17 protein-coding genes, 1 tRNA gene and 1 pseudogene are annotated in these 15,357 nt (G+C 72.4%); 9 read left to right on the top strand and 10 right to left on the bottom strand.

Annotated elements, in window-relative coordinates:
* Window positions 1–46: 46 nt before the first annotated feature.
* The 6 genes from ABZ945_RS12985 to ABZ945_RS12960 all read left to right on the top strand — a co-directional run bounded on the left by ABZ945_RS12985 (window position 47) and on the right by ABZ945_RS12960 (window position 6,812).
* Complete coding sequence (locus ABZ945_RS12985) at window positions 47–838, top strand: TrmB family transcriptional regulator sugar-binding domain-containing protein (RefSeq protein ID WP_361267672.1); 792 nt, start codon at window positions 47–49, stop codon at window positions 836–838.
* Between the two features lie 188 nt (window positions 839–1,026).
* Window positions 1,027–1,971, top strand: coding sequence for an ACP S-malonyltransferase (locus ABZ945_RS12980; RefSeq protein ID WP_361267670.1), 945 nt, complete (start codon window positions 1,027–1,029; stop codon window positions 1,969–1,971).
* The gene (locus ABZ945_RS12975) at window positions 1,968–2,729 is read left to right on the top strand and encodes a helix-turn-helix domain-containing protein (protein WP_361267668.1); all 762 of its coding nucleotides are present in this window, start codon (window positions 1,968–1,970) and stop codon (window positions 2,727–2,729) included. Before ABZ945_RS12980 ends, ABZ945_RS12975 begins: the two co-directional genes overlap by 4 nt.
* 115 nt (window positions 2,730–2,844) lie before the next feature.
* Entirely contained in the window at window positions 2,845–4,392 is a 1,548-nt protein-coding gene (locus ABZ945_RS12970) for an acyl-CoA carboxylase subunit beta (RefSeq protein ID WP_361267666.1), read from the top strand.
* A 10-nt stretch (window positions 4,393–4,402) separates the two neighbouring features.
* On the top strand, window positions 4,403–4,636 hold the full coding sequence (locus ABZ945_RS12965; RefSeq protein WP_361267664.1) for an acyl-CoA carboxylase epsilon subunit: 234 nt from the start codon (window positions 4,403–4,405) through the stop codon (window positions 4,634–4,636).
* Window positions 4,637–4,931: 295 nt separating this feature from the next.
* A complete protein-coding gene (locus tag ABZ945_RS12960; protein WP_361267662.1) occupies window positions 4,932–6,812 on the top strand; it encodes a BTAD domain-containing putative transcriptional regulator in 1,881 nt (626 codons plus the stop codon).
* A gap of 67 nt (window positions 6,813–6,879) precedes the next feature.
* Here ABZ945_RS12960 and ABZ945_RS12955 read toward each other — a convergent pair whose 3' ends face one another.
* Together ABZ945_RS12955 and ABZ945_RS12950 are read right to left on the bottom strand one after the other, a co-directional pair.
* Window positions 6,880–7,119 carry a DUF6269 family protein gene (locus ABZ945_RS12955; RefSeq protein WP_361267660.1) on the bottom strand — a complete coding sequence of 80 codons (240 nt, stop codon included), beginning with the start codon at window positions 7,117–7,119 and terminating at the stop codon, window positions 6,880–6,882.
* 233 nt (window positions 7,120–7,352) lie between these two features.
* A complete protein-coding gene (locus ABZ945_RS12950) occupies window positions 7,353–8,084 on the bottom strand; it encodes a hypothetical protein (RefSeq protein ID WP_361267658.1) in 732 nt (243 codons plus the stop codon).
* Here ABZ945_RS12950 and ABZ945_RS12945 point away from each other — a divergent pair.
* The 3 genes and pseudogenes from ABZ945_RS12945 to ABZ945_RS12935 form a co-directional block, all read left to right on the top strand.
* Window positions 7,983–8,618 (top strand): annotated as a pseudogene (locus ABZ945_RS12945) (AarF/ABC1/UbiB kinase family protein); the annotation flags it as partial. The gene ABZ945_RS12950 and the pseudogene ABZ945_RS12945 sit on opposite strands and share 102 nt — an antisense overlap.
* Window positions 8,619–9,156: 538 nt before the next feature.
* A tRNA-OTHER gene (locus tag ABZ945_RS12940) sits at window positions 9,157–9,253 on the top strand.
* 1 nt (window position 9,254) lies between these two features.
* Entirely contained in the window at window positions 9,255–9,443 is a 189-nt protein-coding gene (locus tag ABZ945_RS12935) for a hypothetical protein (RefSeq protein WP_361267656.1), read from the top strand.
* A gap of 7 nt (window positions 9,444–9,450) precedes the next feature.
* Here the strand turns inward: ABZ945_RS12935 and ABZ945_RS12930 are convergent, their stop codons facing one another.
* From ABZ945_RS12930 to ABZ945_RS12895, 8 genes are all read right to left on the bottom strand, one after another.
* Window positions 9,451–10,233: an alpha/beta fold hydrolase gene (locus ABZ945_RS12930; RefSeq protein WP_361267654.1), complete on the bottom strand. Its 783-nt coding sequence runs from the start codon at window positions 10,231–10,233 to the stop codon at window positions 9,451–9,453.
* A 19-nt stretch (window positions 10,234–10,252) separates the two neighbouring features.
* Window positions 10,253–10,747 (bottom strand): YbaK/EbsC family protein, encoded by a 495-nt coding sequence (locus tag ABZ945_RS12925; RefSeq protein ID WP_361267652.1) that lies wholly within the window; start codon window positions 10,745–10,747, stop codon window positions 10,253–10,255.
* A gap of 138 nt (window positions 10,748–10,885) precedes the next feature.
* On the bottom strand, window positions 10,886–11,587 hold the full coding sequence (locus ABZ945_RS12920) for a DsbA family protein (RefSeq protein ID WP_361267650.1): 702 nt from the start codon (window positions 11,585–11,587) through the stop codon (window positions 10,886–10,888).
* Window positions 11,584–12,327: a 3-oxoacyl-ACP reductase FabG gene (gene fabG, locus ABZ945_RS12915; RefSeq protein ID WP_361267649.1), complete on the bottom strand. Its 744-nt coding sequence runs from the start codon at window positions 12,325–12,327 to the stop codon at window positions 11,584–11,586. The genes ABZ945_RS12920 and fabG overlap by 4 nt, the downstream gene beginning before the upstream one ends.
* A complete protein-coding gene (locus tag ABZ945_RS12910; protein ID WP_361267647.1) occupies window positions 12,324–12,845 on the bottom strand; it encodes a beta-hydroxyacyl-ACP dehydratase in 522 nt (173 codons plus the stop codon). The genes fabG and ABZ945_RS12910 overlap by 4 nt, the downstream gene beginning before the upstream one ends.
* Window positions 12,842–13,240, bottom strand: a complete 399-nt coding sequence (locus ABZ945_RS12905) for a hypothetical protein (protein WP_361267645.1) — start codon at window positions 13,238–13,240, stop codon at window positions 12,842–12,844. The genes ABZ945_RS12910 and ABZ945_RS12905 overlap by 4 nt, the downstream gene beginning before the upstream one ends.
* On the bottom strand, window positions 13,237–14,343 hold the full coding sequence (locus ABZ945_RS12900) for a beta-ketoacyl synthase N-terminal-like domain-containing protein (RefSeq protein ID WP_361267643.1): 1,107 nt from the start codon (window positions 14,341–14,343) through the stop codon (window positions 13,237–13,239). Before ABZ945_RS12900 ends, ABZ945_RS12905 begins: the two co-directional genes overlap by 4 nt.
* On the bottom strand, window positions 14,340–15,347 hold the full coding sequence (locus ABZ945_RS12895; protein ID WP_361267641.1) for a hypothetical protein: 1,008 nt from the start codon (window positions 15,345–15,347) through the stop codon (window positions 14,340–14,342). Before ABZ945_RS12895 ends, ABZ945_RS12900 begins: the two co-directional genes overlap by 4 nt.
* Window positions 15,348–15,357: the final 10 nt, after the last annotated feature.

Below are 15,357 nucleotides of genomic sequence, written 5' to 3'. Positions count from 1 at the left end.
GTACCCGACAGAGACACGAGGTGAGAAGCAAGGTGGTGAATGCGGCATGTCCAGCCGGGGTGGCGACGAGTTGGAGGACGCCCTGCTCCAGGTGAGGGCGATGATCGAGTCCACAGTCGTCCTGCACAGGGATCTGAGTCTTCAGGAAAGCCTGATCACCGTCATCGACAGCGGCTACGAAGACATTCTCGACCAGGCGCAGCAGCTCATCGCGAGCGCCACGCGGAGCATCGACATCGTGCACGCACGTCGACTCGCTTCCGAGGAGAGATCCGACCGCAGCGAACGGGAACTGATCTACGAGGCACGAGACGGCGTGAGTGTGCGGCTGCTGTCCAGTCCCACCCTGCTCGACGAGGACTACGTCCGCGAGCAGTTGGGCCGAGAGAACCCGGTGGCCATCCGGGTCGCCCGGGTACCCCCGCTGCAGGCGCTGATCGTGGACGGCAGCACCGCGCTGGTCGTGGCGGAGTCCGCGGTCGGCCGCCGGGCCTCGCTGATCAGGGTTCCGGAGCTGCTCAACACGCTGCACACCCTCTTCGAGAACGTGTGGGTCCGTGCGGTTCCCGCGGGCGAGCGCATGGTCTTCGGAGACCGCTACCGGGCAGCGCTCGCCCGGCAGATACTGGGTGCGCTCCAGAGCGGTGTCACGGACGAGGTGGCCGCCCGTGAACTGACGGTCTCCGTCCGCACCTACCGACGCCATGTCGCGGAGATCATGAACATCCTGGGGGCGAACTCGCGTTTCCAGGCGGGAGTTCGGGCCGCCGAGCTGGGATTGCTGCCACCGACGGCGGGTCCGGGCACGGAGTACGGCGGTTCCCTGGCAATTTCCTGAAAGGTACGTTGCCGCCCGGCCGCCGCGCGCAGTTGTATGAAGCGCCAGGAAGGGGCCGTCCTGACGACGGCCCCTTCTCCGGCGGCTGGTACCCCCGGCTATGCCGTCGGCGCGTGCGGAGCCGGTCACCCTCATCGGATGACCGGCTCCGCCTGCCACCCGATGAGCGTCGTGCGGAAGGCGTGTTGATGAATCAGGTACCGGTCGGTCTGGTGTTCCCCGGGCAGGGGACACAGAAACAGGGAATGGGCGAGCCCTGGCGGAACACCCCTTCCTGGGAGCTCACCGCGGAGGTGTCCGCTGCCACCGGGGAAGACCTCTCCGAACTGCTCCTGCACACCTCCGGTGAGCAGCTCCGGCGCACGGACTTGGCCCAACTCGCGGTCTTCACCATCTCGTTGATCGCTCATGCCGAAGCGGTACGGGCCGAAGCGTTCGGCGGGCCCGTCGTCGCCTGCGCGGGGCACAGCCTGGGTGAGTACACCGCGCTCGTCGCGGCCGGAGCCCTCACCGTCGGCGTGGGGGCGGCCCTGGTGGCCACTCGCGGACGCGCCATGCGGGAGGCGGCCTCGGCCCGCGAGGGCACGATGGGCGCGGTGGTGGCGGCGCCGCTGGCGGAGGTGGAGGCGCTGGTGGGCGAGATGCGTGCGGAGGGTGGCGAGATATGGATCGCCAATGTCAACGCACCTGGTCAGACCGTGGTCTCCGGGTCGCCCGACGCGATCGCGGAACTCGGGGAGCGAGCCCCGTCGATCGGGGGCAAGCTGATCCGCCTCCAGGTCGGCGGGGCCTTTCACAGCCCTCGCATGGCCCCGGCCGCCGAGGCACTGCGCGACGCGCTGCTGACGATGGCCTTCGCCCCCGCGCGCCTACCGGTCGTGGCCAACGTCGACGCGACGCCGTACACGGACGACGGCCGATGGGCGGCGCGCTGCGTCCGGCAGCTCACCTCCCCGGTGCTGTGGGAGCGGAGCGTACGGACCCTCACGGGTCCACTCGGCTGCCGCCGGCTCGTCGAGCTGGGCCCCGGGCGGTCCCTGGCCGGGATGATCCGGCGCATCCACCCGGACGCCGACGTCCTGTCGGTGGACTCCCCGGCCGCCCTGCCCACCCGTCCGGTGGGGGAGCGATGAGCGTCGCGGTGGAGCAGCCGGCGAGGATCAGCGGGATCGGGGTGCTCGACAAGGCCTCGGCCATTCTCGAACTGGTGGAGAAGGGCCCGGCGTCCCTCGCCGAGTTGGTCGCCTCCAGCGGATACAAGCGCCCGACCGTGCACCGCATCGCGCAGGGGCTGCAGAACCTCGGTCTGCTCGACCGGGACTACCAGGGCCGGTTCGTCCTCGGCCCGCGACTGGGATACATGGCCGTCGAGGTGCAGCACGACCGGCTGATGGGTGTCGCGCCGACCGTCCTCGCGGACCTGCAGGCCCTGACCGGTCTGGACGCCCGTCTCTTCCGGCGCCGCGGTGCCGTGCAGATCTGTGTCGGTACCTCGGTCGAGGCGACCGAGGCCGGAGACGATCTGCCGGTCGGCTCGGCACGCGCGGTCACGGCCGGCCCGTCCGCTCAGACCCTGCTGGCCTGGGCGGAGCCCGAGGAGCTGTACGACCGGCTCCGTGACGCCCGCTTCACGGCCGCCCAGCTCTCCCTCGTACGGCGCCGCGGCTGGGCCCACGGCCCGGACGCGCTGGTGCCGGACCATGTGTCACTCGCGGTGCCGGTTCGCGCCAGAGGGGACCGGGTGGTGGCCGCGCTCTCCCTCACCGGGCCGCAGCCCCGGATGCTCCCGGCACCCAGCCGGCCGCTGCTCGGGGCGCTGATCGACGCCGCCGCCGAGCTCGGGGACGAGATGGTGAGATCCGGGATGCTGCTGCGCTCGCGGGCCCACTAGCCGCTGCGGCCCCGCCGGCAGCGGCGAACCGCCCTCCCTGCCCGCACGCGGGTACTCCGCGCGCTGTGCGACGTCGTCGCCCCAGGTACGAGCCGGACGAGATGAGGAGTCTGCCATGACGATGCAGGACCGGGTGAGCGAGCTGGCGCTGATCCGCGACGAGGTCCTCGAAGGAGTGCCCCGGGCCACCCAGGCCCAGCACGACCGGGGGAAGCTGACAGCGCGCGAACGCCTCGCGCTCCTCTTCGACGAAGGCTCCTTCACCGAGATCGAACAGCTGCGCAGGCACCGGGCCAGTGGGTTCGGCCTGGAGGCCAGGAGACCGCGCACCGACGGAGTGGTGACCGGTTGGGGCACGGTGGAGGGCCGTACGGTCTTCGCCTTCGCCCATGACTTCCGGATCTTCGGCGGCGCGCTGGGCGAGGCCCACGCCGCCAAGATCCACAAGGTGATGGACCTGGCGATCGCCGCCGGGGCCCCGCTGGTCTCCCTCAACGACGGTGCCGGCGCCCGTATCCAGGAGGGCGTCTCGGCCCTCGCGGGCTACGGCGGCATCTTCCAGCGCAACACCAAGGCGTCCGGCGTGATCCCGCAGATCAGCGTGATACTCGGCCCCTGCGCGGGAGGCGCGGCCTACAGCCCGGCGCTGACCGACTTCGTCTTCATGGTCCGCGGCACATCCCAGATGTTCATCACCGGCCCCGACGTGGTGCGCGCGGTCACCGGTGAGGAGATCACGCACAACGGCCTCGGCGGGGCCGACGTGCACGCGGAGACCTCCGGAGTCGCGCACTTCGCCTATGACGACGAGGAGAGCTGCCTCGCCGAGGTCCGCTACCTGCTCTCCCTGCTGCCGGCCAACAACCGTGAGATGCCGCCGGCCACGCGGGCACAGGACCCGGCCGACCGGCGCTGCGAGCGGTTGCTGGAACTGGTCCCGCCGGACGGCAGCCGCCCGTACGACATGCGCGAAGTGATCACCGAGATCGTCGACGACGGCGAGTACATGGACGTACACGAACGCTGGGCCACCAGCGTCATCACGGTCCTCGCCCGGCTCGACGGCCAGGTGGTCGGTGTCGTCGCCAACCAGCCGCAGTCCTTTGCGGGCGTGCTCGACATCCACTCCTCGGAGAAAGCCGCCCGCTTCGTCCAGCTGTGCGACGCCTTCAACATCCCGCTGATCACCCTGGTCGACGTGCCCGGCTTCCTCCCCGGGGTCGACCAGGAGCACGGCGGGATCATCCGGCACGGCGCCAAACTCCTGTACGCGTACTGCAATGCCACGGTCCCCCGGGTGCAGGTGATCCTGCGCAAGGCGTACGGCGGCGCGTACATCGTGATGGACTCCCGCTCCATCGGCACGGACCTGTCGCTGGCCTGGCCGACCAACGAGATCGCCGTGATGGGCGCCGAAGGCGCGGCCCATGTGGTCTTCCGGCGGCAGATCCAGCAGGCCGACGACCCGGAGGCCACCCGGGAACGGCTGGTCAAGGAGTACCAGTCCGAGCTGATGCACCCGTACTACGCGGCGGAGCGCGGCCTCGTGGACGATGTGATCGACCCCGCGGACACCCGCTCGGCCCTGGCCCGCGCCCTGTCCATGCTCCGCGCCAAGCACGCTCCGCTGCCTTCCCGCAAGCACGGCAACCCCCCTGTGTAGAGGAGACCGCATGATCACGCCGGCGTCCGACGGGCCACTCGGCCCCGCCCTCCTGGAGGTCGTCCGCGGCACCCCGTCGGCGGAGGAACTCGCCGCCCTCACCGCGCTGTTCACCGCGCTGGCGGCCGCCGCGGCCGAAGCCGGCGCCGGCCCCACGCGGGCGGTGCGCACCGCCGGCTGGCGGCGTCCCGAGGCCTTCCCGCCGCTGTCCTGGAGGGCCGCCGGCCACCCGGGTGGCAGCTAGGTGCCACGGTCGTTGCCGGTACCCGACCACCCTGCTAACCAGTACAAAAGCGGTGCGAACGGCCCACTTGGGGCCGGGCCGCCACCTCGGGAGGCAGCCGGTGCTTCAGGTCGGGACCCCGCGGCCGCTTCCGGACCGCACGGCGCTCCGCCCGGACCGCCCGCGTTCGGAGGGCCGGCACCGTGAGGCGCCCGGCGAACCGGCGGTCCCCGTGCGCGAGCCCCCGCCGCGGGCACAGGCGTCCGGCGGCGGGGCCCCGGCATCCGGAGCGTGTCCGCGGAGTGAGGAGAGCACCATGGACTTCAGGATCCTGGGCTCGGTGTCGGCCGAGCGGGAGGGCCGTGCGGTCGTCCTCGACGGGACCAAGCAGCGCACGGTACTCGCCGCCCTGCTGCTGGCCCGCGGCCAGGTCATGACGGACGAGCGGCTCACCGCACTGGTGTGGGGCTGGGACCCGCCGGCCACCGGCAAGGGCCAGCTCTACACCTACACGTCGAGGCTGCGCACCCGCGTCGGTCCGGGTATCCGCCTGGAACGCAGCGGTCCCGGCTACCGCTTGGACATCGGCGACGCCACCCTGGACTGGGAGACCTTCCGGCGGCTGTCCCGGGCGGGCGACGCCGACCTCCGGGCAGGGCGGTACGCCGACGCCCAGCGCCGGCTGGCGGCTGCCCTCGCTCTCTGGAAAGGCCCGGCCCTCACCGGGGTCACCCGGCAGCTCGCCGAGACCGAGGGCCACCGGCTGGAGGAAGCCCGCCTCCTGGCCGTGGAGCACCACGCCGAGGCCGCGCTGGCCCTGGGCCACCATGCCGAGGCGGTCTCGGGCCTGACCCGCCACGTGGCGCTGCACCCGGGACGGGAGCGGCTGCGGGGCCTGCTGATGACCGCGCTGTACGGCTGCGGTCGTCAGACCGACGCGCTCGCCGTGTACGAGGAGGGGCGCCGCGTCCTCGCCGAGGAGCTCGGTATCCGCCCCGGCCCGGCGCTGCGCACGCTGCACCAGGAGATCCTTGCGGGCACCCTGCCCACGGCGTCCGGGCGGGATGCCGAGCGCGGCGCCTCCTCCGGGCACCCGGTGCCGGCGGCCCTCCACCGCGTACCCCACGCTCCGAACGAGGCGGAGAACCCGCGGGCCGTCCTGGCTGTGCCGGCCACGGACAGCGGCTGGCCGGGCCTCACTCCCGCGCTGCTCCCCGCCGCCCCCTACGACTTCGTCGGCCGAGCCGCGGAGGTGGCGGAACTGCTCGGCGCGCTGGGCGCCCACCAGGATGTCGTGGTCACCGGCGCCCCGGGGACCGGCAAGTCGGCACTGGCCCTGCACGTCGCGGAGCACTGCCGAGGCGGCTTCCCGCAGGGCCAGCTCTACGCCGACCTGCGCGAGGAGGCCGGTGCGCGCGACCCCGGGGAAGTCCTCGGCTGGTTCCTGCGTGCCCTCGGCACCCCCTCCGACCGGCTGCCCGCGACCCTCGACGAACGCGTCCAGCTCTACCGGACGCTGCTCAACGGACGGCATGTGCTGGTCCTTCTCGACAACGCGCACGACGATGCGCAGGTCCGTCCGCTGCTCCCGGGCAACGGGGCGAGCCGCACCATCGTCACCGGTGTCCGCTCTCCGCTGGCCTCCCTCGAAGGGACCCGACTCGTGCGGCTGGGCCCCTTGGAGCCGGGTGAGGCCGTGCGGTTGCTCGCCGGAGCCGCGGGATCCACCCGGAAGGGAGAGGACGCCGACGCCATCGTGCGTATCGCCGAGTTCTGCGACCGGCTTCCGCTCGCGCTGCGCATCGCGGCGTCCCGGCTCGCCGTCCGGCCGCCGGGGGCCGCCGCCCGGTTCGCCGCCCGGCTGGAGTCCGAGGAACGCCGACTGGGCGAACTGCGGCTCGGCAGCCTTGACTTCGAGGCGGGACTGGGCCGCCTCCTGGGTGAGCTGCCCCCGCGTCTCGCCGGCGCCTTCACCGCACTGGCGGTGGCCGCTCCCGCACGGTTGACCGCCGATGACGCGGCGGCGATCCTCGCCGTCGGCACCGACGACGCCGAGGACCTCCTCGAACAGCTGGTCGACGCCGCACTGCTGGACCTGGGGAACGCCGAGGCCGGGGGCCGGCCCCGCTACCGCTTCCTGCCCCTGGTCCGGCTCTTCGCCCGGCAGCAGAGCCGCAGGATCGTCGCCGTCGGCTGATGCCCGCCGCTCCGCCGCGCCGGGGCCGGCCGCACCACCGCGGCCGGCTCCGACGCCCCGCGGGGAGTCAGCCGCAGCCGCCGGCGTGGCCTTCGTCGAAACTCTGCATCTCGGGGGCGTTGTCGAACCTGTACCCCTGGGCGACGAGTTCGTTCAGCGCGTCGGCGTACTCCGCGAGCAGGCTGGCCCAGGGAGTCGGGTTGTCGAGAAGCCGCGCCTGTGTCTCCCGCTGCCCCCGGCTCTCGACCTCTTCCAGGAACTCCAGGGGATGTTGGATGGGGGTCGCATGTCCCCGGTCCTCGCTCACGATGCCTCCTCTGTCGCACCGGATCTCGACGTCCGGTCTGCGACAGGGTCCACCATCGCCTTGTCGGAAATCTTGCTCGATTCCCCGCGCCCCCCTGCGGGGTCGGGGCGACCGTGTACAGATTCCGTACAGGCCTCCGGCAGCCCGCTGCATGAAGCTGCCACACCCCGCCGGCCGGGCCGCGTTTCCGCCTAAGGTGACCAGCGACCTAGCGAGGGAGCGATGTGATCACATCACTGGCCAACGGCGTCATCGACGGCGTTCCCCTCGCCCTGCTGATCGCCCTGACGGCCGCGATCCTGCTCGGCCCGGTCGCCTTCGGCGTCTCCGTGGCCTCCCGCCGCCTGCTGGGCATCAAGGTCGGCCCGTTGCGCACCCTCTGCGCCGGACTGGCCGGGGTGGCAGCCATCGCCGTGTACGGGCAGGTGACGCACGACAGCGCGAAGGATCTCGGCGCCCTCTCCACCATGCAGATCCCGCTGGCGCTGTTCGTCGCGATGACCACGCTGGTGCTCCTTGAGGTCTTCATCCCCTACGGCAGCTGGGCCAGACCGCTGCAGGCGGTGCGGGGCCTCGGCGACCGGTTGCGCCGGGCGCACCGCTACTCCCAGATCAGCCGGATCTTCGTACGGCACGGACTGGGCCGCATGCTGCGCGGACGGGGCGGCTGGCACCGCGCCATGCAGCCCGGGCCGTACGGCGAGCAGTGCGCGCGGTCGGCCCGGCTGGCCCTGGAGGAATGCGGCGGCGTGCTCGTCAAGCTCGGTCAGGTGCTCTCCACCCGGCGCGACCTCCTGCCGCCCCACTTCATCGACGAGCTGAGCCGGCTGCAGAGCAACGCGCCCCCGGCGCCCTGGCCCGAGGTGGAGGCGGTGCTCCACAAGGAGCTGGGCAAGCCGGTCTCGCAGGTCTTCGAGTGGATCGAACACGTGCCGCTGGCCGCCGCCTCCATCGCCCAGGTCCATCGGGCCCGGCTGCGCGGGGGACCCACGGTCGTGGTGAAGGTCCAGCGTCCCGGCATCCGGGAAGCGGTCGAACGGGACCTGGGCATCGTGCTCGCCATCAGCCGCAGCGCGCAGAGCGGGATCCGCTCCGCCCAGGCGCTGGGCCTGAGCGAACTGGGCGACGGCTTCGTGCAGTCCGTGCGGGAGGAGCTCGACTTCCGCATCGAGGCGCGGAACTCAAGCGCGGTGGCCAAGGCAACCGGCGGGTTGGAGCTCGACGCGCCCGTGCGGATCCCCCACGTGCACTACGAGTGCACCTCACCACGCGTCCTGGTGCAGGAGTGGTTGGAGGGCGTCACCCTCGACCGGGCCGCCAAGGTCGCCGACCAGACCGGCCTGGACCGCGACGCGCTGGCCCGCACCGCGTTCGACTCGATACTCCACCAGATCCTGGAGGTCGGCGTCTTCCACGCCGATCCCCACCCGGGCAACATGCTGCTGCTGGAGGACGGGCGGGTCGGGCTGATCGACTTCGGGTCGGTCGGACGCATCGACCCGTCGGTGCGGATGGCCATCCAGGAACTGCTGCTGTCGGTGGACCGGGGGGATCCGGCCGGCCTGCACGACGCGCTGATCAGCCTCCTCGGCACCCGGGCCACCACACACGAGGAGCTCATGCCGGACCCTCTGCTGCTGGAGAGGGAGTTGGGCCGCTTCATGGCCCGGCACCTGGGAGTGACCGCCCAGGCCGACACGGAGATGTTCACCGCGCTGTTCCGCATGTTCGCCCAGTTCGGCCTGGCGGTACCCCCCGAGGTCGCCGCGGTGTTCCGGGCGCTGGCCACCATCGAGGGCACGCTCACCCGGCTGGCTCCCGGCTTCAACCTCGTCGAGGAGGCGCGGGGTTACGCCCTCGGGCTGCGCACGAACAGGCTGACCTCCCGGCTGACGGGGCGCGGTGGCGCCGGTGGTGGCGGCGGCGGCGCGACGGGCGCGGGACCGGCGCCGGCCGCCACGTCCGCGCTGCACGCGGTGGCCGGGGAGGTGCTGGCGGTCCTGCCGATGCTTCGCAGACTGCCGCGGCGGGCCGAGCGGATCAGCGCCTCGCTGGAGGAGGGCAGGCTGGGGGTACGCGTCCGGGTGCTCGCGGACCAGCGGGAGCGCCGGTTCATCTCCGGTCTGATCCACCAGGTGACGGTCACCCTGCTGGCGACCTGCACCGGTCTGATGGGCGTGATGCTGATGGTGTTCGGTTCGGGCCGTGGTCCGCGGGTCTCGCAGCAGCTGGAGCTGTACCCGCTGATCGGATACCACTTTCTGGCGGTGAGTGCGATCCTCATGCTCAGGGCCCTCTACACAGCGATGCGGGGCGGCTCCTGAGGCGCGGTCAGTCGCCGGCCGAGAGGCGCCGCGCGATCCTCCGGATCAGGTTCTCGTGCTGGTCGAGCAGGTAGAAGTGGCCCCCGGGCAGCACGTCCAGGCGGAACTCCTCCGCCGTGACCTCGCTCCAGTCACTCATGTCGGCCGCGGACAGGGACGGGTCCTGGTCCCCGATATAGGCGTACACCGGGCAGCGGACCGGGTCGGCCGGGCGGGGGCCGTAGGTTCCGACGATCGTGAAGTCGGCGCGGATCGCCGGCAGGACCACCTCCCGGAGGTCCGGGTCGGCCAGCAGGGCCTCGTCGGTGCCGCCGAGTCGGAGGACCTCCTCAATCAGGGCCTCGTCGCCCTCCTTGTACACCTGGTGCGGGGTCAGCCGGTGCGGGGGCTTGCGGCTGGACACATGGAGCGCCGCGGGGGACACGCCGTGCTCGCGCCACAACCTCAGCGCCACCTCATGGGCGAGTGAGGCACCCATGCTGTGCCCGAAGAGGGTGAGCGGGACGTCGAGCAGGGGGGTGATCGCCGCGGTCACCCGGTCGGCGAGCTCCTCCATGGAGTGGACGCACGGGTCGGTCAGCCGGTCGTGCCGCCCGGGATACCTCGCGACCAGCACCTCCGTGCCGTGGTCGAACGCGGTACCCCAGGCGTGGAAGAAGCTCGCCGAACCTCCCGCGTGCGGCAGGACGAGCAGCCTGCGGCGAGGCACCGCCGCCGGTCGGTACCGGCGGAACCACCGGTCGCCGTCCACGGCTGCCGGCGGTGCGGTGCGGTGGGCTCCGACGTTCATGCTGCGATCCTCCGGGCTGTCATCCGCTGGTGAGGGGCTGTTGGGCGATGGGCTCCACCCGTGGCCGGGCCAGCGCCACATAGTCGTCCGTGGCGAGGGCCACCGACCTGTCGAGCCGGGCCGCGTTGAAGAAGATCTCGTCGTGGAGGAGCAGGTCCGGGTCCACCACCAGGTCCAGATCGGGGTGCCGGGCGAAGGGCATCACCGAGCCGCTGACACTGCCCGCCAACCGCTCGGCCACGTCACGCGCCGCGAAGGAGGCCTCCACACCCTCGTACATGGCCCGGAGCCCGTCAAGGTCCACCCTGCGGTCACCCGGCACGACCGCGAGGACGTAGCGCCGGGAGCGCCGCCCCGTGGCGACGCGGATCACCAGGCACTTGGCCGCCTGGGCGACGGCGTGCCGGCGGAGGACGCTCGCGGGTCCCGTGCGCCCCTCCGCGGCGTGGTGGATGACCCGGAAGCGTGCCTGGTTCCGCTCCAGTTGGTCCATCAGCCAGTCATGGGCGCTCATCCGGCGCGTTCCCGTCCTCGGCCGCGGACCGGGGAGCTCCCGGCGGACGCGGGTCCGGGGCCCGCGGAGCCGGCGCCGGCGGGTGTCCGGTGCGGCATGTTCCGCCGGCGGGTTCCTGCGCTGGTCATCGCTCTCCCGTCACGCCGTGCGGCCGTCTTCCGGGATGGCCGTGAAGGAGGACGCGTGGAACGGCGCGTCGCTGGCCCCGTCCCACACCTCGCCGCGGACGGCGGCCACGAACGCCCCGACCCGCTCGGCGCCCCAGTACGCCTCGCGGCCGTGCAGGAAGAACGGGACCCCGAAGGCATCGTCGTGGTAGGCGGCCACCAGGCAGTCCACCCCCCTCTTCCGCAGTCCGGGGTCGTCGACCGAATCGGCGATCGCCGGGTCGAGGCCGAGCTCGTGCGCGATGCCGCCGATGGTGGCGCGCTCCGAGAGGTCCAGGCCCTTGTTCCAGCGCGCCCGGTAGGCGAGGTCGACGAACTGCCGTCCGAGCCCCTGCTCCTCGGCCGCGAGATAGGCGAGGTGGGACACCTCCCAGTGCGGCGCCCGGTCGACCGGCCAGGTCACCTGCCAGCCGCGGGCGTGCGCCCAGCGGCGTGCGTCGCGCAGGATGTAGAAGTTCTTGGAGCGGTGCATGGGCATCACCGGGAGGGTGACCCCTGCCTCGGCGAGCAGCCGGGTGAGTTCCTCGTCCGGCTCCCAGTAGGGAATCCACTCGATCCGGTCGAGGACGTCCGGGTACTTCTCGCTGAGGTCCCGGTAGGCGAACCACGAGTAGGGGCTGCGCAGCGAGAAGTACCACCTCGGGTGCTTCTTCCTGCGGTGGACGCTGCTCACAGGGCGATCCCTCCGTCGATCTGGAACACCGATCCGGTGATGTAGCCGGCCCGCTCGGAGGCGAGGAAGGCGACCAGCTCGGCCACCTCGTCGGCGGTGCCCATCCGGCCGAGCGCGACGTTGGCGAGGGCTTCGCCCCGGACGCGCTCGGAGACGGCGGCCGCCATGTCCGTGTCGACGAAGCCGGGTGCCACCGAGTTGACGCGGATGCCGTAGCGGCCGATCTCCTTGGCGAGGGACCGGGAGAACCCGATGATCCCGGCCTTGGAGGCCGCGTAGTTCGTCTGGGTGGCGTTGCCGTGGACGCCGGCCACCGACGAGATGTTGACGATGCTGCCGCGACGGCGCTTCATCATGGCGAAGGCGACCACGCGGCAGACGTGGAAGACGCCGTCGAGGTTGGTGGAGACGACCGACGACCACTCGTCGTCGGACATCATCACCAGAGCCTTGTCGCGGGTGATACCGGCCGAGGTGACGGCGGTCTCGATGGGGCCGAGGTCCTTCTCGGTCGCGGCTGTCCAGTCGCGTACGGCGGCCGCGGCGGCCACGTCCACACGGCGGTGCAGCACCCGTGCTCCGAGTGCCTCGGCCTCCTTGGCCAGGATCTCCGCGGCGTCCTGCCGCGAGTGGTAGCAGAAGCTGACGTCGTAGCCGTCCGCCGCGAGCTTCAGCACGGTGGCCCGGCCGATGCCCCGGGAGCCTCCGCTGATCAGGGCCACGGGTCGGGTGTCGGTCATCGGGCGCTCTCTCTTCCGGCGGGTGCGGGCGATGGGGTCGTAGGGGCGGGTTCAGAGGGGCGGAGCAGCTCCGCCGGGCGGAAGGCCATCACCATGCGCCCGACGGTCATCACCGTCTCGCTCCCGCGGTGGCTGCTCCCCTCGAAGACCACCGAGTCGACGAGGGCCCGTGCGACGCGGACCCGGTGCTCGATCACGTCGCCCGGTCGTACGGGCAGGTGGAACGCGGCGTCGGCCACCGAGCCGAACAGCATGATCTGCCCGGTCGGGGCCTCGGCGGCCGCCGAGGCGAGGAGCCCGGCGGACTGCCCCCAGGACTCGATGAGCAGCGCCGGCGGGTAGTCGAGCACCGTGTCCGAGGAGATTCCCTCGTACCAGGGCTCGTTGAGGGTGACCGCCTTGACGGTGCGGATCCGCTCGCCGGGAACGAGTTCGGTCACCCGGTCCACCAGCAGCGTCGGATAGCGGTGCGGCAGCAGATCGGTGACCAGCGGCAGGGCGGGTGCGGGTACGGTCATCGGGTGTCTCCCGGGTACGCGAAGCGCAACCGTACGGTGGCGGTCCTGCCCCGTTCGGTGGCGGCGGTGGCGTCGCAGCGCAGGCCGCCGGCGGTGCGGCGCCAGGTGAGGCTGAGGCTGAGGGTGTCGCCGGGGTAGACGGCTCCGGCGAACCGCGCCGACTCGACGGCGGCGAGTCGGGCGGGGTGGGGAGCGGCACTCCCGTCGGTGGCCGCACGCCGGACGCACTCCAGCACGCAGACCCCGGGGAAGATGGGGAAGTCGGGGTAGTGGCCGGTGAACACCGGCTCGCCCGGCCCGATGGCGGCACGGGCGGTGGCCGTCAGCCCTTCCTCGGTCCGGGTCTCCACCCGTACGTCGGCGGCGACGGGACTCACGGGCCGCGCGGCGCTCATGAGGCCTCCGAGAGCTTCAGGACCGCACAGGCGAGGGAGCCGTCGCGGTCGGCGGAGGTCACCAGGACGATGCGCCCGGCGGCCGCGGGATCGCCGGCGGCGGTCGCGAGGGCCATGGCGATCTGGAACGAGCCGGAGGCGGCGGAGACGTCGCCGAGCCGGCCGACGGCCGGTACCCGGTCCACCGCACGGCTCCCGCAGACGCGGCCGAGGATCTCGCGCTCCAGGTGGCCGAGGCGACCCGGCGCGTCCGACGAGCTCGCGGCCCACACATCGTCGCCGGATGTCCCCGCGGCCTCCAGGGCGGAGCGTACGCAGGCCTCCAGGGCCGGGCCGGCCTGCTCGCCGGTGGCCACCCGGGTCCGCACCGCGAGGACTTCGGCGAGCGCGGGCCGTGCGGGGGTGACCGCGGAGGCGGGCTGGACCAGCAGCACGGCGGCGCCCTCGCCGAGTGCGACGTCCGGCGCCGCGGCTCCGCGGCTGTGCCGTTCCAGCCAGTAGCGGGCGGCCGAGTACTCCTCGGCCGCGGCGCACAGCACGGTGTCGGCGCGGCCCGAGGACAGCAGTCTGATCGCGTAGTTGAGGGAGAGCAGACCGGCCGCGCGGCCTCCGGCGAGCGTGGTGTTGGGGCCCTTGATGCCGTACCAGATGGCACACTGCCCGGCCGCGCAGTTCATCACGGCGTTGGGCATCACGGCGGGGTCGACGTCGTAGGGCCGGGCGCCCTCCAGCGAGCTGCGGGTGAAGTCCATCATGCTCGCGGCACTGCCGGTGGTGGTCGCGAGCACCAGGGCCGCCCTCTTGCCGGACTCCGTCTCCCGTACGGATCCGGGCTGATCGAGCAGGGAGCCGACGGCCGCGACGGCGAGGCCGGTGACCCGGTCCATGGAGCGGGTGCCCTTCCTGCCGAGCACCTCGCGGGTCTCGAAGCCGGGGACGAGGTGCGCCCGCGTGGCGGGCACCTTCCACTGTGCGGTGTCCACCGGCGCGTCCGTGGACCGGCCGGTGCGCAGGCCCTCGGACAGGGCCTCGGCGCCGATGCCGAGCGGGGACACGGCCGACCAGCCGGTGATCACCGCGCGGTGCGCCACGGCGGTACTCATGCCGCCGCCTTGCGGGGCGTGGTGAGGGCGGTGACCGTGGACTCGTCGAACTCGGCCATCTCCCACTGGTTGGGGGCCGCCTCGTGGAGGTAGCCATGGGTGATGGTGCCGGTGGCGGTCTTCACCAACTGCCCGTCGCGCAGCACGTAGCAGTCCATGCGGGTGCTGTAGAGCAGTGTCTTGAAGACGCTCTCGACGGTGTACACCGTGTAGAGCTCCTCCTCCATCACGGTCTCGTCGAGCAGCTCGATGCGGGACTGGGTGACCACGGGGATCCAGCCCCGGCTGTCCAGGACCTCCTTGATGGCCAGGCCCCGGTCGGCGAGGAAGAGGTCCTCCACCTCCTCCATCACCCGGAGGAAGCCGGACATCTGGACGCGCTCGTTGAAGTGGCAGTAGAAGTAGCCCATCCGCCAGCGCCAGCCGAAGGCGTTGGTCTCACCGATGAGCTCGCTCAGGACCGGGTCGGCGCTGGTGCCGCGCCCGGCCGTGAACTCGCCGTACGGCCGCGGGGTGGCGGCGATCTCCAGGCGCTCCCCGGTGCCCAGGCGCGCGGTGGTGAAGCGCTCCAGGCCGGCCGGCCACGGCTCGGCGGCCTTGACGTGGCCGTCGACGCGCAGCGCCACGAGGATCGTGGAGCCGGCGCACCTGACCCGCCGGCCATCGCGCTCGACGAACAGCTCGACCGTGAAGCGGAGCCGGTCCGAGCCGCCCTTGACGGCCGGGGTGACCACCGCCTCCACCTCGTCGTCGACGGCGAGCAGGGCGCCGAGCCGGGATCGGATGTCGATGACGTCGAACCCGAGCCCGAACCGGCGGTAGAGGGCGCCGGCCGGCAGCCCCGCCTCGCGGAAGTGGTTCAGGACCGCTGCCTCGGCGAGGTAGTTGATGTGCTTGAAGCCGATGGCGTAGCTGATGTTGTTGCCTTCGAACAGAGGGCGCAGCCTCCCTGTGGTCGGCGCCTCCAGCAGGGCCGTGACAGCAGGATGGGGCGTCGGGCCCATGGCGGACTCC

It is taken from the genome of Streptomyces sp. NPDC046887, assembly GCF_040644755.1.
GTDB lineage: Bacteria > Actinomycetota > Actinomycetes > Streptomycetales > Streptomycetaceae > Streptomyces > Streptomyces lichenis.
Note: the sequence above shows the minus strand (reverse complement) of the source record. Positions and strands in the feature narration are given on the sequence as shown.